Origin of the sequence: Rhodococcus sp. NPDC060176 (genome assembly GCF_042728675.1) — a bacterium.
In the GTDB taxonomy this organism is placed as follows: domain Bacteria; phylum Actinomycetota; class Actinomycetes; order Mycobacteriales; family Mycobacteriaceae; genus Rhodococcus_F.
On record NZ_JBHWYS010000002.1, the window covers coordinates 542,445 to 565,731 of the forward strand.

Sequence of the window (23,287 nt, forward strand, 5' to 3'; positions counted from 1 at the left end):
TGCCCTTCACTCCGTCTATCGCGAAACGGCCCGATCGCGAACAGCTAACTGTAAGATAGCTGATTGGCTCGACCGTGTTACAGACCGCGATCTGCGAGGGCCGCGAAGGCGGAGTTGGCCAGCTCCGGATCGGCACCGTCGAGCCACTGCACGCGGGTGTCACGACGGAACCACGATCGTTGGCGGCGAACGTAGCGCCGCGTCCCGATGAACGTCCGTTCGAGCGCTTCGGCCAGATCGTATTCGCCGTCGAAATATGCGAGCACCTGCGCGTAGCCGATCGCTCGCGGCGCTGTGACGCCCTCACGCAATCCTTGGTCGACAAGTGCGGAAACCTCGTCGACAAGTCCGCCTGAGAACATCAGCTCCGTTCGCAAGCGAATCCGGGCGTCGAGTTCTTCGGTGTCACGATCCACGCCGAGAATGCGGGTCCCCCAACGAGGGTCACCGATCTGAGGCGCCGAGGCCGCGAAGGGCTGACCTGTCAGTTCGACGACTTCGAGCGCCCGAACCATCCGCCGACCGTCCGTCGGCAGTATCGACGCCGCCGCGACTGGATCGGCAGCAACGAGCGCCGCGTGCACCGCATCGACCCCACCCTCGGCCAACACCGCTTCCCACTTTGCACGAACGTCGGGATCCGTTGCCGGAAAAGACCATTCGTCGAGCAAAGACTGGACGTACATCATGGAGCCGCCGACGATCACCGGAACCTTGCCTGCCGCGATCAGGTTCTCGGCGACCGCGATCGCGTCGCTTTGATAACGCGCGACGGTGGCGGTCTCTGTCACGTCGAGAACGTCGAGCAGGTGATGGAGAATCCCGCGGCGCTCGGCGAGCGTCAGTTTCGCCGTCCCGATATCCATACCGCGATAGAGCTGCATCGCGTCGATGTTGATGATCTCGCCGCCGAACTCCTCGGCCAACGCCAATGCGAGATCGGACTTTCCCGACGCCGTCGGACCGACAACTGCAATCGGGCGAAGTTCTTCAGGGACGTTCACGGCCGCCACGTCCCGACGTGGTAGCCGACACCGAACGGCGCACCGCTGTAATCGACCGTCGAACGAGGACGAGCTGACCCGGGCGAGTCCGTGAAGACACCAGACAGGACCTGCCATGCCGCACGCCCCTGAACTCCGACACTGCGGCAAAGCTGCGGATCGAGAGCAAGAAGTGCCTCCGGGTCACCGGCAGCCAGGGCATCGTCGATGATCGATTGCACACCCGCCGCACGCTCGTCGAAGCTTCCCGGCGCCTTTGCCGTCAATGTGGATGCACCGTCGGCCACGATCAGAAGTCCCTGCGGTCGATCGTCGCTGTCGAGTTGCTTGCGGAGTTGATACCCGAATTCACGGCACTCACTCGCAGACGCCTCCGGGCTGACAACGTGCATGTCGACGGTGGACTCCACGTCCGTCTGGGCACGCAGCCAGCCGGCCACGAGGGCGCAGAGTTCGAGTGATGGCACCGGTTCGCCTGCCGCATCTGCGTCCAGAGACGTCCGGACATCGGCGCCGAATCCGGCGAAAGTCCCGATCTGTCCACGTCCGACGCCAGTTCGCCAGAGTTCGTCAGCTGCTTTCTCGGAGTCGACACCGACGCCTACCCATTGAACTGCCTCGTGAGACAGCCGGCGCACGGCGGCCGATGCCGCAGCGCGCACCTGGGCGGACTCGGCCGAATCACCGGACAATTCCGGCACGAGCAACGGCGCCGAGGGGACGAGAACAGCGGAAGTCAACACAGTTGCCACGCTAGTCGACCCCGAGGTGGCGACCTCACACCCTCTTACCTGATTCAATAGTCGGAGAACGTGAGTACCGGGTTCAATGGAACCAGGAATGCGATCAGGCAGCCGTGACGCGCGGCAGAGACGAGGACCGATGACCGAGAACAGTGAACCCACCACCGGCGCCGACAGCAGTTCGGCCAGCCCGAGCCCGGCTGCTCCCAAACCCGGAGCACCCAAACCTGGTGGACCACGCCCCGGTGCGCCCCGCCCCGGAGCACCTCGCCCCGGTCCGGCGGCCTCGCATGCCGTCACCGCTGCACCAACCAGCGATCCGAGCAAATTCGGCCGCGTCGAGGAAGACGGCACCGCCTGGGTGAAGACCGCTGACGGTGAACGTCAGATCGGTTCGTGGCAGGCCGGCGACGCCACCGAGGGCCTCGCCCATTTCGGTCGTCGCTACGACGATCTCGCGACCGAGGTCTCGCTGCTCGAGGCGCGACTGACGTCGGGCGCCGGAGACGCAAAGAAGACCAAGGCTGCCGCCATCGCTCTGTCCGAATCCCTCTCGACCGCCGCCGTGATCGGTGACCTCGACGCTTTGGCCCGCCGACTCGACGTGATCATCGCCGGATCCGACGAGGCCGCGGCGCACGCGAAGGAAGAGAAGGAACAGTCTCGCGCGGCGAGCACCGCCCGCAAGGAGGCGCTCGCAGTCGAGGCCGAACAGATCGGTTCGGAGTCGACCCAGTGGAAGACCGCGGGTGATCGACTGCGCGAGATTCTCGACGAGTGGAAGACGATTCGCGGAATCGACCGCAAGGTCGACGACGCACTGTGGAAGCGGTACTCGAAGGCTCGTGAGTCTTTCAACCGACGACGTGGAGCCCACTTCGCGGAACTCGATCGCGATCGTGCGAGCGCCCGTTCGACGAAGGAAGAACTGGTCGAGCGCGCCGAGAAGCTGTCGACCTCCACCGAATGGGGACAGACAGCTGGAGAATTCCGCGATCTACTCAGCGAGTGGAAAGCCGCCGGCCGTGCGCCGCGCGAAGCCGACGACAACCTGTGGAAGCGATTCAAGGGCGCTCAGGACGTGTTCTTCGCCGCCCGCAACGCTGCCGCATCCGAGCGCGACGCCGAATTCGAGCAGAACGCAGTCGCGAAGGAAGAGCTGCTCGCTGCGAACGCGAACATCGATCCGGCACACGGACTCGAGAACGCTCGTGCAGCGCTGCGAGACCTGCAGGAGAAGTGGGACGCGATCGGCAAGGTGCCGCGCGAACGAATGCAGGAACTCGAAGCGAAGCTCCGGGCCATCGAAACCAAGGTGCGCGACGCAGTCGACGCCGAGTGGCGTCGCACCGATCCGGAAGCGCTGGCCCGCGTCGCGCAGTTCAAGGAGCGGGTGAGCCAGTTCGAGGAGCAGGCCGCCAAGGCTCAGGCTGCCGGCAAGACGAAGGACGCGGAGAAGGCTCTCGCTCAGGCAAAGCAGTGGCGTGAGTGGGCCGAAGCAGCCGAGAGCGCTGTCAGCGAGTAGCAGACGACAAACGAGTACGACTACAACGCCGGCTGACTCCGAAAGGAGTCAGCCGGCGTTGTAGTGCGCGTTGGACAGTCAGTCTGCTGCGTCAGCCGACGTTCCATTCCTGATGCTTCTCGGCTTCAGCCGCAGCGATCCGGCGTTGCTCCTCGGCGGCGAGCTGAATGTTGGTTCGCGTCCAGACCACCTTGAGCCAATGGAACGTCAAGAACACGACGGCAAACCATCCGATGACCAGCCCGATCGACGGTCCTGCCACGTTGAATCCGGCGGGAATGGTCTGACGTGACCAGACGGCCATCATTCCCAGCGCACTCGCCACGGCACTACCGGCCAGCGCGACCCACGCCAGACTCCAGCGCCGCGTCACGAGTGCGAGCATCGAGAATCCGATGCCGAAGATGACAACGAACCACACGAACAAGCGTGAGAACAGTGCAATCCGTTCACTTTCCGCGTCCCGGTTGTACGCGAGCACATCCCAGCCGTTCGCAACTCCCGCATGGGGCAGTGCAAGGGTGCCGACCAGCACGAGCACCGCAACCGCGACAACCATGGCGCGCGCACCCGGATCGATTTCTCCCGCGACCTTGCGCTCCGCGTCGTCGAGGTCCTTGCGGTAGCCCTCGAAGGCGTCGTCGCCCGGCTGAGGTGTCTTGTTCTCGTGTTGCGAGGTCATGCGTTGCATCCCATCTGGACGGGTTGTGGGGCTGGGGCACCGATCTTCGGTAGTCCGAGACCTACGCCGATGGGCGGGGTCTTGGGTGTGATGCCCTTTTCGAACGAATCACCGGCGCGGGTCCGACGGTGTGTGAGCACGCCGTCATCGGCCACGAGGTGATGGGGGGCTCCGTGGGTGACGACGACCGTCACCACGTCGCCGGGTCGGATTGTGCCGTCGAGGTTTCCTTCGGGTCGGAAATGCACCAGGCGGCCGTCTCGCGCGCGACCACTGAGACGGTGAGTTGCTGCGTTCTTGCGGCCCTCCCCCGCTGCCACCAGCAGTTCTACCTCGGTGCCGACGAGTTTGCGATTTTCCTCGATGTTCACTTCTTCCTGAACCGCGAGCAATCGCATGTAGCGTTCCTGGACAACCTCTTTGGGAAGTTGATCGGCCATCTCGGCCGCCGGCGTACCCGGGCGCTTGGAGTACTGGAAGGTGTAGGCATTGGAGAATCGCGCCTTGCGCACGACGTCCAGCGTCTCCTCGAAATCTTCTTCCGTCTCCCCCGGGAACCCGACGATGATGTCCGTGGTGATGGCGGCGTGCGGCATTGCGGCGCGCACCTTCTCGATGATCCCGAGGTACTTCGACTTGCGGTACGAGCGCTTCATCGCCTTGAGAACCTTGTCCGAGCCGGACTGCAGCGGCATGTGCAGTTGCGGGCAGACGTTGGGAGTGGTTGCCATAGCTTCGATGACGTCATCGGTGAACTCTGCCGGGTGCGGCGATGTGAACCTGACCCGTTCGAGGCCGTCGATGTGTCCACATGCCTTCAAGAGGGAGGCGAAGGCTCCGCGATCGCGCGGTTGTTCCGGATCGGCGAACGACACGCCGTAGGCGTTGACGTTCTGCCCGAGCAGGGTCACTTCCGAGACACCCTCGTCGACGAGTGCCTGCACCTCGGCCAGAATGTCGCCGGGACGTCGATCCACTTCCTTGCCACGCAGGGCCGGAACGATGCAGAACGTGCACGTGTTGTTACAACCCACCGAGATGGAAACCCATCCCGCGTAGGCGGATTCGCGTTTGGCTGGCAGTGTCGACGGAAAGGCCTCCAGTGCGTCGAGGATTTCGACTTCGGCACGCTGGTTGTGACGCGCACGATCGAGCAGTGCGGGCAGCGAGCCGATGTTGTGGGTGCCGAAGACGACATCGACGAACGGTGCCTTCTTGACGACGGTGTCACGATCCTTCTGAGCCAGGCACCCACCGACTGCGATCTGCATGTCGGGGTTCGCCTCCTTGTTCGGGGCGAGCTGGCTGAGGTTGCCGTACAACTTGTTGTCCGCGTTCTCACGAACCGCACACGTATTGAAGACGACAAGGTCAGGATCGGTTCCGGTCTCCGCCTTCGAGTACCCGGCGTCCTCGAGCAGACCGGACAGTCGCTCGGAATCGTGGACGTTCATCTGACAGCCGTACGTCCGCACCTCGTAGGTGCGAACAGACTTCGCAGTCGGCTCCGGAACTGCAGTCGGCTCCGGAAGTGCAGGGGACATTTCGTCGATCAGTGACACGCTTCAGCCTAGCTCACGTCCACTACGACGTGTAATAACGCCCTGATAAACAGCCGAAACGCGACATAAACGTCGTCACAGTAAAATTTCCATTACATATGGCAAGAACCATGGCGAAATCACGGGCGTCGACGCAAACTACGCCTAAGGTTCTCGTTTATGACCCAAGCCGACGATGCGACGACGCCGACCACCTCCGGCGATTCCACATCCATGATTTCGATGACCTCGGTGAACAAACACTTCGGGGAACTTCACGTCCTGCAAGAGGTCAATCTCGAGGTACCCAAGGGCCAAGTGGTGATCGTCCTGGGTCCGTCGGGCTCCGGTAAGTCGACTCTGTGCCGCACCATCAATCGCCTCGAACCCATCGACTCGGGCACCATCGCCGTCGACGGCAAGACGCTCCCCGAGGAGGGCAAAGCACTTGCTGCACTTCGTGCCGACGTCGGGATGGTCTTTCAGTCCTTCAACCTGTTCGCACACAAGACGATCCTCGAGAACGTCATGCTCGCACCGATGAAGGTCCGCAAGGCGAAGAAGGACGACGCGAAGAAGACGGCGCAGGCGTTGCTCGAGCGCGTCGGTATCGCCAATCAGGCTGACAAGTACCCGGCACAGCTCTCCGGTGGCCAGCAACAGCGTGTCGCGATCGCTCGCGCTCTTGCGATGCAGCCCAAGGTGATGCTTTTCGACGAGCCCACCTCCGCTCTCGACCCCGAGATGGTCAACGAGGTCCTCGACGTCATGACCTCCCTCGCCAAGGAAGGCATGACCATGCTCGTGGTCACGCACGAGATGGGCTTCGCGCGCAAGGCCGGCGATCGTGTGCTGTTCATGGCTGACGGTCAGGTCGTCGAAGACACAACACCCGAAGAGTTCTTCACTCATCCCAAGTCGGATCGGGCCAAGGACTTCCTCGGCAAGATCCTCACTCACTGATCACAGTCCCCCTCCGACACAGTTCCCCCTCCGACACAGTCCTGCTCTCGTCCACAAGACAACTCGCTCGACTGCACTTTTCATCTCGACTGCACCGTTTGCATGTCGACAACCGAGAGGATCTTCATGAAGATCAATCGTTCCGTCCGTTTCGGAATCGGAATCATGGCTATCGCGTTCGCTGCCACCGCCTGTGGCGGAGGAGAAGAAAAGAGCGCATCGCAGAGTGCTGCCGACGGAACGCTCACCGTCGGCATCAAGTTCGATCAGCCCGGCCTCGGTCAGCGCAATCCGGACGGCACCTTCTCCGGTTTCGACGTCGAGGTAGCCCGGTACATCGCCAACGAACTCGGCGTGAAGCCCGAAGGCATCACTTTCAAGGAATCACCTTCTGCCCAACGCGAGACGTTGATCCAGAACGGCGAGGTCGACTACATCGTCGCCACCTACTCGATCACCGACACGCGCAAGGAGAAGGTCGGCTTTGCCGGTCCATACTTCATCGCGGGCCAGTCGCTGCTCGTTCGCTCCGACAACACCGACATCACCGGTCGCGATTCCCTCAGCGGCGGCAAGAAGCTGTGCTCGGTGACTGGCTCCACTCCGGCTCAGAAGGTCAAGGACTCCGTACCTGACGTCCAACTCCAGGAGTTCGACACCTACTCCGCCTGTGTCGAGGCGCTGCGTAACGGCGCTGTCGACGCAGTCACCACCGACGACATCATCCTCGCTGGTTTTGCGGCACAGTACCCCGGCCAGTTGAAGGTCGTCGGAGAGCCGTTTACGACGGAAAACTACGGCGTTGGTCTGGCCAAGGACGATTCCGAGACCCGCGGCAAGATCAACGACGCCATCGAGAAGATGATCTCCACCGGCGCGTGGGAAGAAGCCTTCAACAACACCGTTGGCGCTTCGGGTTACCCCATCCCGGCACCGCCCACCGTTGATCGTTACTGACCTGCTTTTTTCACCGTCAATCTCGCTGCGGCTCCCACTTCGGGAGCCGCAGCGCGTGACGCCACCAACGGAGATCCCGTGATCTGGGGAGACGGCAAGTGAACCTTCTGAGCAAGTACGGCGACCAGCTTCTGGAAGCCTTCTGGACCACGATCCAGCTGACATTCTTCTCCGCGATCGGCGCCGTCATCATCGGTGTGCTGATCGCGGCCATGCGCGTGTCACCGGTCCCGGTCGCCCGATTCCTGGGCGCCGCGTACGTGACCGTGTTCCGCAATACCCCCCTGACACTGATTCTGCTGTTCTGTCTGTTCGGTCTTTCGCAGACGCTCGGAGTCAACCTCGCCAAGTCGGATTCGCCGACTTTTTTGGTGGACAACAACTTCCGACTCGCCGTACTCGGCCTCAGTGTCTACACCGCCGCGTTCGTGTGTGAGTCACTTCGATCGGGAATCAATACCGTTCCGGTCGGCCAGGCCGAAGCGGGCCGATCACTCGGTCTGTCGTTTGCACAAAATCTTCGGCTGATCGTCCTGCCTCAGGCATTTCGCGCGGTCACAGCACCGCTGGGTAGCGTGCTGATCGCACTGACCAAGAACTCGACCATCGCCGCGGTGATCGGCGTTTCCGAAGCGTCAGCGCTGATGAAGAAGATGATCGAGAACGAAGCCGCGATCTTCGTCGTCGGTGGAATCTTCGCTGTCGGTTTCGTGATCCTGACACTTCCCATGGGCTTGATCTTCGGCAAGCTGAGCAAGCGATTCGAGGTTTCACGATGAGCAACCGCGCAACAGTTCTCTACGACGCGCCCGGTCCGAGAGCGCGAAATCTCTACCGATTCGCGTCCCTTGTCGTCGCCGCACTCATGGTGGCAATCGGGTACGTCGTCTACCGCGCGCTCGACGAAAAGGGCCAGCTGACAGCAGCGAAGTGGGATCCGTTCCTCGAATCCACCTCGTGGACAACGTATCTGATACCCGGTATCCGAGGGACGTTGATCGCGGCTGCGATGTCCATCGTCTTCGCGCTCATCCTCGGTTCTGCCCTGGGTATCGGCCGGCTCTCCGAGCACAACATCATTCGGAAGATCTGCGGCGTCATCGTCGAATTGTTCCGCGCGGTACCGGTGCTGATTCTGATGATCTTCTCGTATCAGGTGTTTGCCGAATACGAAGTCTTCAAGTCGAAGTACCTCGCACTCGCCGCAGTGGTGGTGGGCTTGACCCTGTACAACGGTTCCGTGATCGCCGAGATCGTCCGCGCCGGAATCAACTCACTCCCACGAGGGCAAAGTGAGGCCGCCAAGGCACTAGGCATGCGCAAGACGCAGATCATGGTGACAATCCTGCTCCCCCAAGCGGTTACCGCCATGCTCCCGGCACTGATCTCGCAGATGGTCGTGGCGCTGAAGGACTCCGCCCTCGGTTACCTGATCGGGTATGTCGAGTTGGTGCGTCAGGCCCAACAGCTCGGCACCTTCTACGGAAACTTCTTGCCGGCGCTCATCGTGGTCGCAGCGATCATGATCGCTCTCAACTCGGCTCTGACCTTCCTGGCAACCAAGGTGGAGAAGCGCCTGCGTTCGGGAAAGCGAAAGGGCAAGGGCCCCATCGCGGCGCCGTCAGCCGACCCAGCCGTTTCGGTTCCGGGCATGGACCTGACCAAGCCGTGAGCTGATCGACCAGCTGTTCCACTGACACGAGGAGCGGGGTGTGTCACCGAATTCGGTGACACACCCCGCTCCTGGTATTGATTGCCTACGGCATTGGTTGCCTACGACTCTGCGGCAGCCATCTCGGCCTTGACCACCTCGTACGACATCCCCGCTGAATATCCCTTGCGAGCAAGCATCGAGACCAGTCGGCGCGTGACCTTGTCACGATCGTCGACGGGCTTGTTCTTCAGCTTCCGCCGAACCAGCTCCGCTGCTCGCTCGCGCTCGTCTTCCGGATCGATCTGTGAGAGCGCTTCGGAAGCCACATCCTGGTCGATACCTTTGAGCCGCAGTTCGACTGCCAGGGCGCGCTTTCCCTTGCCCGAGTACGTGTGCCGCGAATGAACCCACTGGTTCGCGAAGTCTGCGTCGTCGATCAAGCCGATTTCCTGGAGCCGATCGAGAACGCTCGTGATGATCTCGGGTTCGAAACCACGCCCGCTCAGCTTTGTTTCCAGTTCGGAACGGCTGCGCGCCCGGTCGGTCAGGAGGCGTAGGCAAGCATCTTTGGCCTGCGCCTCCGTCCCACCTTCTGTGCGTTGCGACGGCTTCTCGGATCGTTGACGGGATCGACGCCGAGGCGCGCCGTACTCTTCACGAGCATTCTCGCCGTTGTCACCGTCGTCGAAGCTCATGACTGAACTCAGAAGTCGGCGGGAGCTTCGTCGGTTGCAGTGACGTCAGCACCGATACCTAGCTTTTCCTTGATCTTCTTCTCGATCTCGTCGCGGATATCGGTGTTCTCCAGCAAGAACTTACGAGCATTTTCCTTGCCCTGACCCAACTGGTCACCTTCGTAGGTGTACCAGGAGCCGGACTTGCGGATGAACCCGTGCTCGACACCCATATCGATGAGCGAGCCTTCCTTGCTGATGCCCTGACCGTAGAGAATGTCGAACTCGGCCTGCTTGAACGGCGGAGCGACCTTGTTCTTGACGACCTTGACGCGAGTGCGGTTACCGACTGCGTCGGTACCGTCCTTGAGAGTCTCGATGCGACGGATGTCGAGGCGAACCGAAGCGTAGAACTTCAGTGCCTTACCACCGGTGGTGGTTTCGGGAGAACCGAACATCACGCCGATCTTCTCGCGAAGCTGGTTGATGAAGATGACGGTGGTGCCCGAGTTGTTCATGGCACCGGTGATCTTGCGCAGCGCCTGGCTCATCAGTCGAGCCTGCAGGCCGACGTGACTGTCACCCATCTCGCCTTCGATCTCGGCGCGAGGAACAAGAGCGGCCACGGAGTCGATCACGACGATGTCGAGGGCGCCCGAACGAATCAGCATGTCGGTGATCTCGAGAGCCTGCTCACCCGTATCGGGCTGCGAGACCAGAAGCGCGTCGGTGTCGACACCCAACTTGGCTGCATAGTCAGGATCAAGCGCGTGCTCCGCGTCGATGAAGGCCGCGATGCCGCCGTTGGCCTGAGCGTTGGCAACTGCGTGCAGTGCCACGGTGGTCTTACCCGAGGATTCCGGGCCGTAGATCTCGATGACGCGGCCACGCGGCAGTCCGCCGATGCCCAGCGCGACGTCGAGCGCGATGGAACCGGTGGGAATGACGGCGATGGGCTGGCGGACACCCTCACCCAGGCGCATCACCGAACCCTTGCCGAAGTTCTTGTCGATCTGCGCCAACGCGAGGTCGAGTGCCTTGTCCCGATCAGGTGCCTGTGGTGCCATCGTGATCCCCATCCTTGTTTCAGTCTTCAGTGCCTGCCTGAGCAGACTCCGTCTCTTCAGCGCCTGCCTGAGCCGACCCTGTTGGTGTGTTGCGATCAGAGTAGATCCGGCCACCGACAGACTTTTCGATCTTGCTTTCGCGCTTGTCGATCACTGCATTTGTCGATAACCGAAAGTTCGCAGTTACGAAAGGAGCGTCACCACCGAACAGCTCCAGCATAGACGAACACGTGTTCGAACAGAAGATGGGAGACGTTCGACACGCCGAAAATTCAGCGGCGGGCGGGCGGTACGTCGAACTCCACACAGAGCGCACGCCACACTTCGCGAGGCTCCCAACCTGCTTCGACGGCCTCCGCGGCAGTCATTCCGTCGAGACTCTGGAGTACATGGTCGATCAGCATCGAGTCACCTCGTACCTGCCCGAACTCTTCGCGCACCATTTCATGAAATTCGGTCAACCGCACAGCCGCCACCGTAGTCCACAGGGTGATGTATCTGCACTCAGGCACAGTCGGCTCACGCCGACACACCACCGTTGACTACCTGTCGGCACACCACGACCGGATCGACGACCTGCGACGCAGTAGCGGCAGCCGCCCTCGCCGCTTCCGTGAATCGCTCATCGGAAAGAACCTGTAGTACTGCATCGCGAATCGACTGCGCATCCGCAGGCCGCACGATCACCGACGTCCCTGCCCGCGCAGCGCGATTGGCCAACTCCCACTGGTCCCCGCCCCCGGGAACGACGACCGTCGGCACGCCGGCCAGCAAGGCCTTCGCCAACATGCCATGCCCGCCGCCGCACACCAATACCGCCGCGTCACGCAGCATCGCGTCCTGGCGTCCGAGACCTGCACGAACCCAATCAGGTTGTTCGCCTTCTGCTCCCTCGAGTATCGATGCGATCAGCCTGACACCGGCGCCGTTGAGTCCTTCGACCGTGCCCTCGAACATTCCCACTGCGCCGGTGTGTGCCGTGGACGGCGCCACCATGACCAGCGGTTCGTCACCTGGCGGTGGATCCAGAATGACCTCGGTCGGCTCCCAGAGAAGCGGTCCGACGACGTGTGCGTGCTCCGGCCAGTCGGGGCGAGGCACTTCCAGTGCCGGAAGCGTTGCGATCAGCCGCGCATGAGGGCCGGGATCGAGAGCGGGCAGTCCGACACCGACACGGGCTTGCGAGCGCTGGGCCAACCCTTGCTTGATCGAACGTCCCGTCGCTGCGCGCATCAGGGTGTCGCGGAGTCGACCGCGAATTCCGACTCCGGGCGCGAGCCCACTGCCGATCGGCGGCAGACCGCGCGAGGGTGAGTACAACGGGTGAGGCGAGAGCTCCACCCACGGGATGCCGAGCCGTTCCGCGGCCAATCCACTTCCGGCAGTAAGGATGTCGGAGACGACAAGATCCGGGGAGACGGATTTCAGGTCGGGAAGCAGTTCGGTGGAAATATAGGCGGCGCGCGAATGAATCCGAGCGCCTGCGTCGAGATCGTCGTCTCCCGGTCGCGGAGCCAAGCCCTTGAGAGGCTCCGCTTCCACGCCCGCTGCTCGCGCTGCCTCCACCCACCGGGTCCCGGTGTAGAGGATGGGGTCGTCGCCGGCCTGGATCAACGCCAGCGACAACGCTATTGCGGGAAAAGCATGACCCGGGTCCGGCCCGGCAACGACGGCTACACGCACCGGATCAGAGTGTCACACCGAGTGAAACGCCTGTTCCGCCGCACCCAGTGCGCGTTCGCGATCCGAAGCCACCAATCCGATTCTGGTCCTGCGATCAAGGACGTCGTCGACATCGAGGGCACCTTCGTGCGATACGGCGAAATCGAACTCGGCGCCGCATATCTCCAAGTCCGCAACCGGCCGAAGACGATCACTGCTCGCGGAGGCAACGAACTCCGCTTCGGTGCCGTATCGCGCCACTAGGGAGGCGGGAGCCTTGATCTTTTTCAAATCCGCTGCCAATGCAGCACCTACCAGCGGCAACGAGCGTGTCCGACACGCACCGGCATTCAGCGAGCCGGCCTCGATCGCAGCGTCGACGGCGTCTTCGGCCATCTTGCGGTACGTCGTGAGCTTGCCGCCCACCACCGTGACCAAGCCCGAAGCCGAACGAACAACAGCGTGATTGCGGGAGAGGTCGGCAGTCGAGCCTTCACCGGTGTCCAGCAGCGGACGCAGACCCGCGAAGGTCCCCAAGACGTCCCCACGGGTCAGCGGAACTTCCAACGCCGTGTTCACGGTGTCGAGCAGGAAGTCGATCTCGTCCTCGGACGCCGTCGGTACGTCGGGCACCGGTCCCGGCGCTGCTTCGTCGGTCAACCCGAGGTAGATCCGGCCGAGCTGCGCGGGCAGGGCGAAGACGAAACGGTTGGTCTCGCCGGGAATCGGCACCGTCAGTGCTGCAGTGGGGTTCCCCAATCGCGCCGCGTCGAGCACCAGGTGCGTTCCGCGGCTGGGGCGAAGAGTGATGCTGGAGTCGACCTGATCAGCCCATACCCCGGTCGCATTGATCACGACGCGGGCACGCATCAAGAACTCGGACCCGGTCAACTCGTCGCGCAAGGTGGCCGATGTTCCGGATACGTCGTACGCACCGACCCTGGTCAGGATTCGCGCGCCGTGGGACGCCGCGGTTCGCGCGATGCCGACGACAAGACGGGCGTCGTCGATGAGCTGCCCGTCGAACGCAGTCAAGGCGCCGCGTAGATTCTCTTGCTTGACCGCAGGGGCCAATTCGCGAGCGCGAGCAGCACTGACCGTCCGTGATCTGGGTAGTACCGACGCCGGGGTTCGCGCCGACATGCGCAGAGCGTCACCGGCCAGGAAACCGGTACGCACCAGGGCCTTTCCGAAGAACGACGTCTCCGGCAACAGCGGTACGAGTTGAGGCATGGCGCGAACCAGGTGCGGCGCGGTGCGCGTCATGAGAATTCCGCGCTCGACCGCACTTTCACGGGCGATGCCGACATTGCCGGAAGCAAGGTACCGAAGGCCGCCGTGCGCCAGTTTCGAACTCCAACGGCTGGTGCCGAACGCGAGGTCGTGCTTTTCGACCAGCGCAACACTCAGCCCACGAGTCACGGCATCGAGAGCAACACCGACGCCCGTGATTCCGCCACCGATAACCAGGACGTCGACCGAATCGCCGTTCGCCAACTGCTCGAGCTCACGAGTACGCCGCTGTGCATTGAGCGCTGAATCACCGCTTGCTGAACCTAGGGGGCTCACAGCTATTCTCCCGAATTCTTGACAGGTGCCAGGTACGCAGCGACCGCATATCGAAGTTGTTCGACAGACGCGTCGGAAGAAAGCTCAGCCTCGAGAGTCGGTGCGGAGATGACAACGGACTGTGCCATCAGTAGAACCATCGCCGCGATCTCGGTGACGCTTCCCTCACGAATCGAACCGTCCTGTTGGCCGGCCGCGACGACGGAGGTGATCAGCTCGAGAATCGACTTCTGGCTCGCGCCGAGCCGGTCCACGATGTAGGTCGTCAGCAATTCTTGATCGGCTTGCCGAATTTTCACGAAGAGCGGATGGTCGCGGATCTGACCGACGACGTCACCGATCGCCTCCACGAGCAACGTGCCGGCAGACCCGTTGAAGGTCACCTCGGGCAGCACCGATCGGATCTCCCGGGTGAGCAGGTCCGCGACGACAGCTCGCGTGTCCGGCCATCGCCGGTAGACCGTCGGTCGGCTGACGCCGGCTCGACGCGAGATCTCGGCAAGTGTGGTTCGCTGCATTCCGAAATCGAGGACACACGATCTTGCGGCGTCGAGAATCACGTCGTCGATCTCGCGGCTGGGGATGCGCTGACCGTCGGCCTTGCGAGGGGCAATTGGGTCATCTGCGTTACGGATTACCATCGTGTGTAACACGATACCGGACAAGTCACCGGCAATCCCGTCGGGACTTGCGACTTTTCTCGCTCAAAGCTCATCAGAAATAGTACAACTCGAAACCAACTGCGCGCTCGGCATCAAACCCAGGCTTCGGTCCGCTGACCATATCTATCTGTGCGCGGGCCTGTTCCCGGATCGGCACGGAACTCAATGCCGCCAGATAGCGTGCGTGTTCCGCGAGCGAATCCACGGCGCGATCGACCGTCGACGTCACGTCGATGCAGTGTGTGGGAGTCATCGTGTTCACCGCGACCCACCGAACGCCGGACCACGGCGCCAACCCCTCAGCCGTCAATGACGGAAAGATCCATTCGTTTGCTGCGTCGGCAGTTGCATCCAGGACGCTGATCCCGAGCGCGCGGTGATCCGCACTGTTGAGGTAGCCGGGCCCCCAGGTGTGCGAGAAGTTCATCGTGACCACCAACTCCGGACGGTGGCGACGAATTGCAGCGGCAAGAGTCGAGCGCAACTCCAGGCCTTCCACGAGACGGCCGTCGGGTAGTCCGAGGAACTCCACCTCAGTGACACCGACGATCGCGGCCGAGCGGCGCTCTTCTTCCTCACGGACCGGGCCGGACTCCTCGGGCGACAGACCAGCGATTCCGGCCTCACCTCGCGTGGCCAGCACGTATCGGACGTCCTTGCCGCGATCCGTCCACTGCGCCACCGCTGCGGCTGCGCCGTATTCGATGTCGTCGGGATGCGCAACGATGACAATCGCGCGCTGCCAGTCCTCGGGGAAGTTTTCCATAGGGCCGATCTTGCCTGTCAGAACCGCGAAGCGGGCGAATTGTCGTCACTTCCCGACATCGCCTTCACCAGGAAGTAGATTCCGAAGCCGACCGCGCCGACCACCAGAACCCAGAAAAGCCCTTTGATCAGGGCGCCGACCACCGCGAGTGCAACCCACACCAGTACGACGGCCAAAACGATCTTCCAAAACATGCTTGCCTCCAATGGGCCATTGAATAATCAGTCGAATCGGACAGGTGCTGCGTCGTCCGTAGAACTAGCCTGACAGGTCTGGCGCGACAAAGCAGCAGCTCAGCGGCAAGTTCAGGTAAAGATCAGGGTTCACCCCGAGACCGCCCCTCACGCAGGTCAGGTGTCCAACCCACTGCAGCGTGCGACTGGCGTAAACTCGCGAAGTTCCATCCCGTACGCCGAAGGAGCACGTCCGCAGTGTCTACGACCCGTTTCCCCGCTCGCGATCTCGCGCATGTAGCCGTCTTCGCCGCACTCATCATCGCGCTGGGCCTACCCGGGTCGATCAACATCGGCATTTCCGGCGTACCGATCACACTTCAGTCCATGGGCGTCATGATGGCCGGCGCTCTGCTCGGACCGCGCAAGGGTGTTCTCGCCGTCCTGACGGTCATCGCCCTGGGACTGGTGGGGCTACCGGTCCTTGCCGGCGGTCGCACCGCACTCGTGTCTCTTTCGAGCCCGACAGCCGGATTCCTCATCGGTTGGATCCCGACGGCATTCGTCATCGGGTGGCTGACTGCCAAGATGCTGCCCAAGTACCGGATCATCGCGGGCATCGGCATCAATCTTCTCGGCGGGGTTGTCATCCTCTACGCCTTCGGCATCGTCGGAATGATGGTCCGCGGACACATGAGCTTCGTGGCCGCCTGGTCGGCCAACGCTGCCTTCATTCCTCTCGACGCAGCAAAGGCCGTGGTCACCGCGCTCGTCGCGTCCCAGGTCCATCGCGCATATCCGGCGCTCCTGCGTGATTCGGTGATCTCGTCCACCAAGACCGTGGTGGCGAATTAATCTCCGATGAGTGAGATCGTCTTCGAGAACGTCGGCCACAGCTTCGGTGAACGAACAGTCCTGCAGCAGATAAATCTGCGACTGAGCGAGCAGCGAATCGGGATCGTGGGTGCGAACGGAAGCGGCAAGTCGACCCTCGCTCGCATGATCAACGGCCTGGTCGTTCCAACCGAAGGGCGCGTCCAGGTGAACGGCCTGGATACCGCGAAGAAGGGCCGCGACGTACGCAAGCAGGTCGGGTTCGTCTTCACCGATCCCAACCATCAGATCGTGATGCCGACGGTGGCCGAGGACATCGAATTCTCGCTCCGCCGTAGCGGTTTGGGTAAAACCGAGCGCGCCGCGAAGGTCAGCTCGGTCCTGCAGCGCTACGGTCTCGCCGGGCACGCCGACCATCCCACCCACCAGCTTTCCGGTGGGCAGAAGCAGCTACTCGCGCTCGCGGCCATCATGGTGACAGAGCCGAACATACTCGTCGCTGACGAGCCCACCACGCTCCTCGATCTTCGCAACTCGCGACTCATCAGCTCGGTGTTCGAGTCACTCGATCAGCAGCTGATCGTCGTGACCCACCAACTCGATATCCTCGAATCCTTCGAACGGGTGTTGGTTGTCGACCAAGGCCGTGTCGTCGCCGACGGCTCCCCCGCCGACTCGATCGGCCATTACCGGTCGTTGGTCTCGTGACCACACTCGGCGTCTATCGCCCGGGCTCGTCACTCCTGCATCGGATGCCGACGGGGATCAAGCTCCTCGGATTGGTCGTGGCGATCCTCGCCGTCTCGATCTTCGTACGTGAGCCGTGGCAACTGGCAGCTCCCGCGATCGTCGTCGTCGCCCTGTACGTCATTGCGCGCATCCCGCCGATGACGGCGATCCGGCAGCTGCGACCCGCACTGTGGATGTTGCTGTTCATCGGCGCGTTCCAGCTGGTGGTCGCGGGGTGGCAACGAGCGGCCGTCGTGTGCGGCGTCCTGATCATCTCGATCGCCTTCGCGGCGATCATGGGTCTGACCACGCGGATCTCGGAGATGCTCGACGCGATCACCAGATTCCTGACACCCTTGCGACGCTTCGGCGTCAATCCCGACCGGATCGCCTTGCTCCTGGCAATGACGATCCGGTGCATTCCGCTGATGTTCGAGGTCATCACACAGGTATCCGAAGCACGCAAGGCACGAGGGCTCGGCTTCTCGCTGCGTTCCTTCGCAGTGCCGGTCATCGTCGGCACCCTGATGACCGCAGATGCGATGGGTGAAGCATTGGCAGCCCGCGGCGCCGACGACTGAGCGCCGATCAGACCAGGGCTGTCAGTTGTACTTGCGGGTGATGTCGTCCACCTCGCCGATGGCGTCGGCAAGCGCCGAAAGTCGCTCGGCGGCCGCGTGCAGCGCCGAGAGCTCTCGGTTGAATCCCACGAGCGCCGAAGGACTGTGAGGCGCAGACAGAGCGGCGGCCGAGGTCACCAGATCCTCGTACTGATCCAGCCCCGACTGCAACTCACGAACTGCGCTGTCGATTGTGGGATCCAGAGGCTCAGTCACTTTGGGTGTAGCAGCCACGGCGCGTTCCATCGCGACGACATCCGAAGACACCGCAAACATCGCTCTGAGTGCCGAATCGGCGGTAGCGGTGATTTCGTCCAGCTCACCGGGGTCGATGGTGTCGGCGCGTCTGAGAACACTCAGAATCTCGAACAGCGACGTCTCGGCACCGATGAGGCGCGACATCGGAATGAAGGCGCGAGACGACGACGGTGGCAATCGTCGGCGAATCGGCGCCGACGGCGGTGGACCGGAGCTCATCGAACGGTAACGACCGACCGCGATGACGGCGGGAACCGCGAACAGTGCCGCTCCCCCGCCTGCCACGACCACCGACCACTCGGGGGCCGACGCAACCGCGAGGCCTGCCGTGCCGACCACTGATCCGCCGGACATGAAACCCCAACGCTGCGCGCGCCGACGCGCACGGGCACGCTTGCGCTCGAACTTGGCGCGCGGATCCTGCCACCGCCGAGCAGCATCCGCCGCAGACAGACCGACCTCACGCAATGTGTCCGCAGTGCGTCCCAACGCTCCGAAAGCGCCGGATACGGAAACGGGAACGGCCGACCGGGGCTCACGCCCAGATCGACCGTCTCGCGAAGAAAACATCAGAGCATCACTGCCGACATCGAGGATTCGGCTACTGCCCGGTCTGACCGGCAGCCGGGGGCTGCTTCTCGACGGACGGAGTCGCGGGAGTGGCTGCTGCACCGCCGGAAGGCAGTGCCTCGCCCTTCATGGACGCACGAATCTGCTCGAGGCGGCTGTGCCCCGCCATCTGAACCGAGGCCTGCTGGACCTCCATCATGCGGCCCTGGACGGAGTTCTGGGCGAGCTCGGCCGAGCCGAGTGCGTCAGCGTAGCGGCGCTCGATCTTGTCGCGCACAGCATCGAGGCTGGGTGTGTTGCCGGGAGCCGACAGCGTGCTGTCCATGGAACGAAGCGACTCGCTCACGCGCTCCTGCATCTTGGCCTGCTCGAGCTGGCTGAGCAGCTTGGTACGCTCGGCAACCTTTGCCTGCAGGGTCATCGCGTTCTGCTCGACGGCCTTCTTGGCCTGAGCGGCTGCCTGCAAGGACTGGTCGTGCAGTGCCTTCAGATCCTCGACGCCCTGCTCGGCCGTCACCAACTGAGCCGCAAAAGCCTCGGCGGCGTTGGTGTACTGGATCGCCTTGTCGTTGTCGCCGGCAGCAGCAGCCTGATCGGCAAGATTGACGGCTTGGCGCGCGTTGGCGTTGAGCTTCTCGACCTCGTCGAGCTGACGGCTGAGCTTCATCTCGAGTTGACGCTGATTACCGATCACCGACGCAGCCTGCTGGGACAACGCCTGATGCTGGCGCTGTGCGTCCTCGATCGCCTGCTGAATCTGAACCTTTGGATCTGCCTTCTCATCGATCTTCGAATTGAAGAGCGCCATCAGGTACTTCCAGCCCTTGACGAAAGGATTAGCCATTGGTTTGATCCTGCCTCCATCTGATGCGCCGCGCCGAACGCGACCCGGAGCGCGACCGTCGCGCACCGAAACAAGGGCTGCGCCCTATCTGCTCTGACCCCACCTGCTGGAAACCGGCGGTTACGTACAAAATCTATCGGTTACGGCCGGTAGTGGCTACGCCGCCGCCAACCTTCGAGCGTTCGGTGCCGGAATCACGACGCGGGTATCGCGTGCGATAGTCGGCGAACCGGAAGCCGAGACAGTGCCGGATGCCGACACGGCAGGTTCGGTGACCTGTCGACCAGCTACCGGAGAGCTCTTCTTGGTGGCCAAGGTCTCGCTCACATCGACCAGCACGTCGGACAGCGGGACTGCGAGCGCATCACAGATCGCTGCCAACAGTTCGCTCGATGCTTCCTTACGTCCACGTTCCACTTCGGACAGATAGCCCAAGCTCACACGCGCGCTGTTCGACACCTCACGTAGCGTGCGGCTCTGCGAAACGCGCGTACGCCGGAGACTGTCACCGATTGCCTCACGCAATAGCAGCGCCATCTCGCTCCTCCTTCATCCGTGACCTCATCGTGCATGGTCGTACGTCTTCACAATCGTCAACGTCCGAACACATCCGATTGGTTCCCGAGCCTATCGTGCCGCACGCTCTACGACACGATCACGCAACCGCGACACGGCAGTCGCGACTGCCGTTGTCCGAATCTCCCACCGTTCGCCGCCGAGCGCGAGCGGTACGCATTCGGTTCCGTCCGGGCCGGCGATCCCGAGAAACACCGTTCCGACCGGGTGTCCGTCCTGCTCGCTCGGACCGGCAACTCCGGTCAGTCCGATACCCCAGTCGGCACTGCACCTCGTCCGGGCGCCGAGCGCCAAGGCCACGGCGGTGCTCTCGGACACGGGGCCGTCCGACGCCAGGCGCTCAGGATCCACGCCCGCCAGCGTTGCTTTCAGGTCGGTCGCATACACGACCAGGCCCCCACGCAGCACCGCGCTCGACCCTGGCACCGACGCGATCGCAGCCGTGAACAATCCGGCCGTCAAAGATTCAGCGGCGGCGACAGTCTGCCTCGCGGCGGCGAGGGCGTCGACGAGTTCGACCACTCCGAGTCCGAGCAGCGGGTCGGTCATGACTCGACTGCGCGAACTCCGGCGCGAAGCCTGATCGCCTGCACGATGTATTCGATTCCCGTCGCCACCGTCAGTACGACGGCAGCAGCCATCAGCAGTCCGCTGACGATGTCCCAACTGCTCGGCAGCGGGCAGAGGTAGAAACCGATCGCGACGGCCTGTACGAGTGTCTTGAGCTTGCCACCCTTGCCTGCCGGGATGACCGCGTGCCGCAGGACCGCGAACCGCAACAGCGTGATTCCGAGTTCTCGGGCGATGATCACTCCGGTCACCCACCACGACAGATCGCCGAGAACCGAGAGCCCGATGAGCGCGGCTCCGATCAAGGCTTTGTCCGCGATCGGGTCCATGAGTTTCCCGAAATCGGTGACCAGACCGTACTTCCGAGCCAATTGGCCGTCGATCCGATCCGTGATCGCGGCGACGATGAACACGCCCATCGCTCCGAGACGCCACCACGTCGAGTGTCCGCCGTCGACGAACAGAACAACGAGAAACACCGGAACGAGAACCATTCGCACCATCGTGAGAATGTTCGCGATGTTCAGCAACGGAACCGGGTTGTCCGCGACAGGTGTGCCGTCGGACGGACCGACGGCGGCGCGATGGGCGTCGGTCTGATCGCGCGGGGTACTCATCGGATCACCGCACGGGCGGTGAGCCGAACCCGGGATACAGCCGAGCGGCGCGGGAATTGCGTGGGGCGGACAGGCACGCGACTTAGAATATCGGTAGGGCCATTGACTAATGTGCACCACATGACTTCGACCGCGCCGACCTATACCGAGAGCCAGTTGATCGTGCGTCGCGCGCGAACGTCGGACATCCCCGAAATCAAGCGCCTGATCGACATCTACGCCGGCAAGATCCTGCTCGAGAAGAATCTCGTGACGCTGTACGAGGCTGTCCAGGAGTTCTGGGTCGCTGAGCGGGGTGACCAGGTAATCGCTTGCGGCGCACTGCATGTGCTGTGGGCAGACCTGGGTGAGATCCGCACCGTCGCAGTCGATCCGACGGCCAAGGGGCAGGGTGCGGGTTTCCACGTCGTCGACAAACTCATCGAGGTCGCCAAGGAATTGGAGTTGGAACGACTGTTCGTTTTGACGTTCGAGACCGAGTTCTTCCACCGTCACGGATTCGCGGAGATCGACGGCACTCCCGTCACCGCTGAGGTCTATGCCGAAATGTGTCGTTCCTACGACGCCGGCGTCGCCGAGTTCCTCGATCTGAGCTATGTGAAACCCAACACACTCGGCAATACTCGCATGCTCCTGACTCTCTGAACCGTTCAGACTCTTCACACAACCCTGTCTCGATCCCCGTCCCGAAAGCGGTTCACGATGTCGTTGTTCCTCGTCGAATACACCTATGCGCCCGAGAAGAATCCTCAGCGCGACGAACTCCGCAGCGATCACCGCGCGTGGCTCGCCGATCTGGTTTCCCGCTCGATCGTGTTGTCTTCAGGTCCGTTTGCAGATGGAAACGGCGCGCTGATCATCGTCGACGCCGCTGACACCGATACCGTTTCGCTTCTCTTCACCCACGATCCGTTCGCGATCGCCGACCTGATCGAAAACGTCCGGATCACCGAGTGGGTGCCGGTTCTGGGCCAGTTCAGCGCCTGACGGACACAGGCCCCGGCTTTACTCCCCGGCCCGGTCGCGAGTCTTCAACAGGCTCGCGACCGTTGTCACCGCCAGCACTCCGATGATCACTCCGAGTGAGAGTGCCGTCGAGATTTCCGGCACCGAGACGTGTTCACCGCCGTTGACGAACGAGAGCGTGTTCTCGTGCAACGCGTGCAGGACCAGTTTCACGCCGATGAACGCCAGAATTATCGAGAGCCCGTACGAGAGGTAGACCAGTCGTTCGAGCAACCCGCCGATCAGGAAGTACAGCTGCCGTAGGCCCATCAGCGCGAAAGCGTTGGCGGTGAACACCAGGTACGGTTCCTGCGTCAGACCGTAGATCGCCGGAATCGAATCGAGCGCGAAGAGCACGTCGGCAAACCCGATTGCGATGAGCGCCAACAACAACGGCGTCACGACGCGCTTGCCGTCGATCCGGGTGATCAGTTTGTCGCCGTCGTATTCCTCGGTGGTGGGCAGCACCCGCTTCACGAGCGAGATGATGCGACTGTCGCGCTTCTCCTCCGCTTCCTTCTCGTGGCCGTGATCGCGGATCAGGGTGTACGCGGTGTAGATCAGAAATGCACCGAAAAGGTAGAACACCCAGCTGTACGCATTGATGGCGGCCGCGCCGACTCCGATGAAGATTCCGCGCATCACCAGCGCGAGGACGATGCCGATCAGCAGGACTTTCTGCTGGAACTCTCGCGGGACGGCGAACGTCGACATGATGATCACGAAGACGAACAGATTGTCTACCGAGAGCGCCTTTTCCGTGACGTAGCCGGCGAAGTACTCACCGCCGTACGTCGTACCCCAGATCCACATCACGACCAGGCCGAAGACGATGGCTATCGAAATGTAGACCGTCGACCAGAATGCCGACTCCCGAAACGTGGGCGCATGTGGCGTGCGGACGTGGGCGAAGAAGTCGAAGACGAACAGGCCGAGGATCACCACGATCGTGATTCCCCAAGCCAACGGCGTCACATGCACGGGTTCCTCCGGTCGTCTGTCGACGGCTTGTCCGCCGAGGT

The 23,287-nt window shown here is 62.6% G+C and carries 28 protein-coding genes; 10 read left to right on the plus strand and 18 right to left on the minus strand.

The features are described 5' to 3' along the window. Positions 1-77: 77 nt before the first annotated feature. Positions 78-1,013, minus strand: coding sequence for a tRNA (adenosine(37)-N6)-dimethylallyltransferase MiaA (miaA, locus tag ACFWEM_RS10860; RefSeq protein WP_378533445.1), 936 nt, complete (start codon positions 1,011-1,013; stop codon positions 78-80). Further along, positions 1,001-1,747 (minus strand): class III extradiol dioxygenase subunit B-like domain-containing protein, encoded by a 747-nt coding sequence (locus tag ACFWEM_RS10865; protein WP_378533446.1) that lies wholly within the window; start codon positions 1,745-1,747, stop codon positions 1,001-1,003. The genes miaA and ACFWEM_RS10865 overlap by 13 nt, the downstream gene beginning before the upstream one ends. A 139-nt stretch (positions 1,748-1,886) precedes the next feature. Between ACFWEM_RS10865 and ACFWEM_RS10870 the strand changes: the two genes are divergently transcribed. Then, complete coding sequence (locus ACFWEM_RS10870; RefSeq protein WP_378533448.1) at positions 1,887-3,272, plus strand: DUF349 domain-containing protein; 1,386 nt, start codon at positions 1,887-1,889, stop codon at positions 3,270-3,272. Positions 3,273-3,363: 91 nt separating this feature from the next. Here ACFWEM_RS10870 and ACFWEM_RS10875 read toward each other — a convergent pair whose 3' ends face one another. Together ACFWEM_RS10875 and miaB are read right to left on the minus strand one after the other, a co-directional pair. Beyond that, positions 3,364-3,954 (minus strand): hypothetical protein, encoded by a 591-nt coding sequence (locus ACFWEM_RS10875; RefSeq protein WP_378533450.1) that lies wholly within the window; start codon positions 3,952-3,954, stop codon positions 3,364-3,366. Continuing rightward, on the minus strand, positions 3,951-5,498 hold the full coding sequence (miaB, locus tag ACFWEM_RS10880; RefSeq protein ID WP_063316727.1) for a tRNA (N6-isopentenyl adenosine(37)-C2)-methylthiotransferase MiaB: 1,548 nt from the start codon (positions 5,496-5,498) through the stop codon (positions 3,951-3,953). The genes ACFWEM_RS10875 and miaB overlap by 4 nt, the downstream gene beginning before the upstream one ends. Before the next feature lie 231 nt (positions 5,499-5,729). Here miaB and gluA point away from each other — a divergent pair, with 231 nt between their 5' ends. From gluA to ACFWEM_RS10900, 4 genes are all read left to right on the plus strand, one after another. Next, positions 5,730-6,458: a glutamate ABC transporter ATP-binding protein GluA gene (gene gluA / locus ACFWEM_RS10885; RefSeq protein ID WP_283303996.1), complete on the plus strand. Its 729-nt coding sequence runs from the start codon at positions 5,730-5,732 to the stop codon at positions 6,456-6,458. Positions 6,459-6,584: 126 nt separating this feature from the next. Then, positions 6,585-7,415 (plus strand): glutamate ABC transporter substrate-binding protein, encoded by an 831-nt coding sequence (locus tag ACFWEM_RS10890; RefSeq protein WP_378533452.1) that lies wholly within the window; start codon positions 6,585-6,587, stop codon positions 7,413-7,415. Between the two features lie 98 nt (positions 7,416-7,513). Beyond that, on the plus strand, positions 7,514-8,194 hold the full coding sequence (locus ACFWEM_RS10895; RefSeq protein WP_003942105.1) for an amino acid ABC transporter permease: 681 nt from the start codon (positions 7,514-7,516) through the stop codon (positions 8,192-8,194). Further along, positions 8,191-9,087 (plus strand): amino acid ABC transporter permease, encoded by an 897-nt coding sequence (locus ACFWEM_RS10900; RefSeq protein ID WP_054188531.1) that lies wholly within the window; start codon positions 8,191-8,193, stop codon positions 9,085-9,087. The genes ACFWEM_RS10895 and ACFWEM_RS10900 overlap by 4 nt, the downstream gene beginning before the upstream one ends. Before the next feature lie 101 nt (positions 9,088-9,188). Here ACFWEM_RS10900 and recX read toward each other — a convergent pair whose 3' ends face one another. The 8 genes from recX to ACFWEM_RS10940 form a co-directional block, all read right to left on the minus strand. Beyond that, entirely contained in the window at positions 9,189-9,764 is a 576-nt protein-coding gene (recX, locus tag ACFWEM_RS10905; RefSeq protein ID WP_378533454.1) for a recombination regulator RecX, read from the minus strand. 8 nt (positions 9,765-9,772) lie between these two features. Next, positions 9,773-10,810 carry a recombinase RecA gene (gene recA, locus ACFWEM_RS10910; RefSeq protein ID WP_007735170.1) on the minus strand — a complete coding sequence of 346 codons (1,038 nt, stop codon included), beginning with the start codon at positions 10,808-10,810 and terminating at the stop codon, positions 9,773-9,775. Positions 10,811-11,082: 272 nt separating this feature from the next. Further along, positions 11,083-11,277 (minus strand): DUF3046 domain-containing protein, encoded by a 195-nt coding sequence (locus tag ACFWEM_RS10915; RefSeq protein ID WP_003942185.1) that lies wholly within the window; start codon positions 11,275-11,277, stop codon positions 11,083-11,085. Positions 11,278-11,329: 52 nt separating this feature from the next. After that, positions 11,330-12,493: a glycosyltransferase gene (locus ACFWEM_RS10920; RefSeq protein ID WP_378533456.1), complete on the minus strand. Its 1,164-nt coding sequence runs from the start codon at positions 12,491-12,493 to the stop codon at positions 11,330-11,332. A gap of 12 nt (positions 12,494-12,505) precedes the next feature. After that, complete coding sequence (locus ACFWEM_RS10925; protein WP_378533458.1) at positions 12,506-14,041, minus strand: glycerol-3-phosphate dehydrogenase/oxidase; 1,536 nt, start codon at positions 14,039-14,041, stop codon at positions 12,506-12,508. A 2-nt stretch (positions 14,042-14,043) separates the two neighbouring features. After that, on the minus strand, positions 14,044-14,682 hold the full coding sequence (locus ACFWEM_RS10930) for a TetR/AcrR family transcriptional regulator (protein WP_378533460.1): 639 nt from the start codon (positions 14,680-14,682) through the stop codon (positions 14,044-14,046). A 73-nt stretch (positions 14,683-14,755) separates the two neighbouring features. Then, the gene (locus ACFWEM_RS10935; RefSeq protein ID WP_378533462.1) at positions 14,756-15,469 is read right to left on the minus strand and encodes a PIG-L deacetylase family protein; all 714 of its coding nucleotides are present in this window, start codon (positions 15,467-15,469) and stop codon (positions 14,756-14,758) included. A gap of 17 nt (positions 15,470-15,486) precedes the next feature. After that, complete coding sequence (locus ACFWEM_RS10940; RefSeq protein ID WP_003942133.1) at positions 15,487-15,663, minus strand: hypothetical protein; 177 nt, start codon at positions 15,661-15,663, stop codon at positions 15,487-15,489. A 237-nt stretch (positions 15,664-15,900) separates the two neighbouring features. Here ACFWEM_RS10940 and ACFWEM_RS10945 point away from each other — a divergent pair, with 237 nt between their 5' ends. The 3 genes from ACFWEM_RS10945 to ACFWEM_RS10955 are packed head-to-tail and all read left to right on the plus strand — an operon-like array spanning position 15,901 to position 17,786. Next, a complete protein-coding gene (locus ACFWEM_RS10945) occupies positions 15,901-16,497 on the plus strand; it encodes a biotin transporter BioY (RefSeq protein ID WP_378533464.1) in 597 nt (198 codons plus the stop codon). A gap of 6 nt (positions 16,498-16,503) precedes the next feature. Then, positions 16,504-17,184 (plus strand): energy-coupling factor ABC transporter ATP-binding protein, encoded by a 681-nt coding sequence (locus ACFWEM_RS10950; RefSeq protein WP_378533466.1) that lies wholly within the window; start codon positions 16,504-16,506, stop codon positions 17,182-17,184. Then, positions 17,181-17,786: an energy-coupling factor transporter transmembrane component T family protein gene (locus tag ACFWEM_RS10955; RefSeq protein ID WP_378533468.1), complete on the plus strand. Its 606-nt coding sequence runs from the start codon at positions 17,181-17,183 to the stop codon at positions 17,784-17,786. Before ACFWEM_RS10950 ends, ACFWEM_RS10955 begins: the two co-directional genes overlap by 4 nt. A gap of 21 nt (positions 17,787-17,807) precedes the next feature. On the opposite strand, the gene ACFWEM_RS10960 is transcribed toward ACFWEM_RS10955, so the two are convergent. The 5 genes from ACFWEM_RS10960 to pgsA form a co-directional block, all read right to left on the minus strand. After that, positions 17,808-18,653 (minus strand): hypothetical protein, encoded by an 846-nt coding sequence (locus ACFWEM_RS10960; RefSeq protein ID WP_378533470.1) that lies wholly within the window; start codon positions 18,651-18,653, stop codon positions 17,808-17,810. A 31-nt stretch (positions 18,654-18,684) separates the two neighbouring features. Further along, positions 18,685-19,497: a phage shock protein PspA gene (pspA, locus tag ACFWEM_RS10965; protein ID WP_003942098.1), complete on the minus strand. Its 813-nt coding sequence runs from the start codon at positions 19,495-19,497 to the stop codon at positions 18,685-18,687. A 156-nt stretch (positions 19,498-19,653) separates the two neighbouring features. Next, entirely contained in the window at positions 19,654-20,034 is a 381-nt protein-coding gene (locus ACFWEM_RS10970; protein ID WP_230817130.1) for a helix-turn-helix domain-containing protein, read from the minus strand. A gap of 90 nt (positions 20,035-20,124) precedes the next feature. After that, positions 20,125-20,622, minus strand: a complete 498-nt coding sequence (locus ACFWEM_RS10975) for a CinA family protein (RefSeq protein ID WP_378533472.1) — start codon at positions 20,620-20,622, stop codon at positions 20,125-20,127. Further along, complete coding sequence (pgsA, locus tag ACFWEM_RS10980) at positions 20,619-21,260, minus strand: CDP-diacylglycerol--glycerol-3-phosphate 3-phosphatidyltransferase (RefSeq protein ID WP_003942125.1); 642 nt, start codon at positions 21,258-21,260, stop codon at positions 20,619-20,621. The genes ACFWEM_RS10975 and pgsA overlap by 4 nt, the downstream gene beginning before the upstream one ends. Positions 21,261-21,380: 120 nt before the next feature. On the opposite strand from pgsA, the gene ACFWEM_RS10985 reads away from it, so the two are divergent. After that, complete coding sequence (locus ACFWEM_RS10985; RefSeq protein WP_019748183.1) at positions 21,381-21,905, plus strand: amino-acid N-acetyltransferase; 525 nt, start codon at positions 21,381-21,383, stop codon at positions 21,903-21,905. A gap of 57 nt (positions 21,906-21,962) precedes the next feature. Continuing rightward, positions 21,963-22,247, plus strand: a complete 285-nt coding sequence (locus tag ACFWEM_RS10990; RefSeq protein ID WP_230817127.1) for a YciI family protein — start codon at positions 21,963-21,965, stop codon at positions 22,245-22,247. 18 nt (positions 22,248-22,265) lie between these two features. Here the strand turns inward: ACFWEM_RS10990 and ACFWEM_RS10995 are convergent, their stop codons facing one another. Next, positions 22,266-23,246, minus strand: coding sequence for a TerC family protein (locus ACFWEM_RS10995; protein WP_019748181.1), 981 nt, complete (start codon positions 23,244-23,246; stop codon positions 22,266-22,268). Between the last annotated feature and the right edge of the window lie 41 nt (positions 23,247-23,287).

What these genes read in the sequence shown, in the direction of transcription:
- ACFWEM_RS10870 (WP_378533448.1), top strand. Translation starts at nt 1,887, where the DNA reads ATGACCGAGAACAGTGAACCCACCACCGGCGCCGACAGCAGTTCGGCC.
- ACFWEM_RS10875 (WP_378533450.1), bottom strand. Translation starts at nt 3,954, where the DNA reads ATGACCTCGCAACACGAGAACAAGACACCTCAGCCGGGCGACGACGCC.
- miaB (WP_063316727.1), bottom strand. Translation starts at nt 5,498, where the DNA reads ATGTCCCCTGCACTTCCGGAGCCGACTGCAGTTCCGGAGCCGACTGCG.
- gluA (WP_283303996.1), top strand. Translation starts at nt 5,730, where the DNA reads ATGATTTCGATGACCTCGGTGAACAAACACTTCGGGGAACTTCACGTC.
- ACFWEM_RS10890 (WP_378533452.1), top strand. Translation starts at nt 6,585, where the DNA reads ATGAAGATCAATCGTTCCGTCCGTTTCGGAATCGGAATCATGGCTATC.
- ACFWEM_RS10900 (WP_054188531.1), top strand. Translation starts at nt 8,191, where the DNA reads ATGAGCAACCGCGCAACAGTTCTCTACGACGCGCCCGGTCCGAGAGCG.
- recX (WP_378533454.1), bottom strand. Translation starts at nt 9,764, where the DNA reads ATGAGCTTCGACGACGGTGACAACGGCGAGAATGCTCGTGAAGAGTAC.
- recA (WP_007735170.1), bottom strand. Translation starts at nt 10,810, where the DNA reads ATGGCACCACAGGCACCTGATCGGGACAAGGCACTCGACCTCGCGTTG.
- ACFWEM_RS10930 (WP_378533460.1), bottom strand. Translation starts at nt 14,682, where the DNA reads ATGGTAATCCGTAACGCAGATGACCCAATTGCCCCTCGCAAGGCCGAC.
- ACFWEM_RS10935 (WP_378533462.1), bottom strand. Translation starts at nt 15,469, where the DNA reads ATGGAAAACTTCCCCGAGGACTGGCAGCGCGCGATTGTCATCGTTGCG.
- ACFWEM_RS10940 (WP_003942133.1), bottom strand. Translation starts at nt 15,663, where the DNA reads ATGTTTTGGAAGATCGTTTTGGCCGTCGTACTGGTGTGGGTTGCACTC.
- ACFWEM_RS10950 (WP_378533466.1), top strand. Translation starts at nt 16,504, where the DNA reads ATGAGTGAGATCGTCTTCGAGAACGTCGGCCACAGCTTCGGTGAACGA.
- ACFWEM_RS10960 (WP_378533470.1), bottom strand. Translation starts at nt 18,653, where the DNA reads ATGTTTTCTTCGCGAGACGGTCGATCTGGGCGTGAGCCCCGGTCGGCC.
- pspA (WP_003942098.1), bottom strand. Translation starts at nt 19,497, where the DNA reads ATGGCTAATCCTTTCGTCAAGGGCTGGAAGTACCTGATGGCGCTCTTC.
- ACFWEM_RS10970 (WP_230817130.1), bottom strand. Translation starts at nt 20,034, where the DNA reads ATGGCGCTGCTATTGCGTGAGGCAATCGGTGACAGTCTCCGGCGTACG.
- ACFWEM_RS10975 (WP_378533472.1), bottom strand. Translation starts at nt 20,622, where the DNA reads ATGACCGACCCGCTGCTCGGACTCGGAGTGGTCGAACTCGTCGACGCC.
- pgsA (WP_003942125.1), bottom strand. Translation starts at nt 21,260, where the DNA reads ATGAGTACCCCGCGCGATCAGACCGACGCCCATCGCGCCGCCGTCGGT.
- ACFWEM_RS10985 (WP_019748183.1), top strand. Translation starts at nt 21,381, where the DNA reads ATGACTTCGACCGCGCCGACCTATACCGAGAGCCAGTTGATCGTGCGT.
- ACFWEM_RS10990 (WP_230817127.1), top strand. Translation starts at nt 21,963, where the DNA reads ATGTCGTTGTTCCTCGTCGAATACACCTATGCGCCCGAGAAGAATCCT.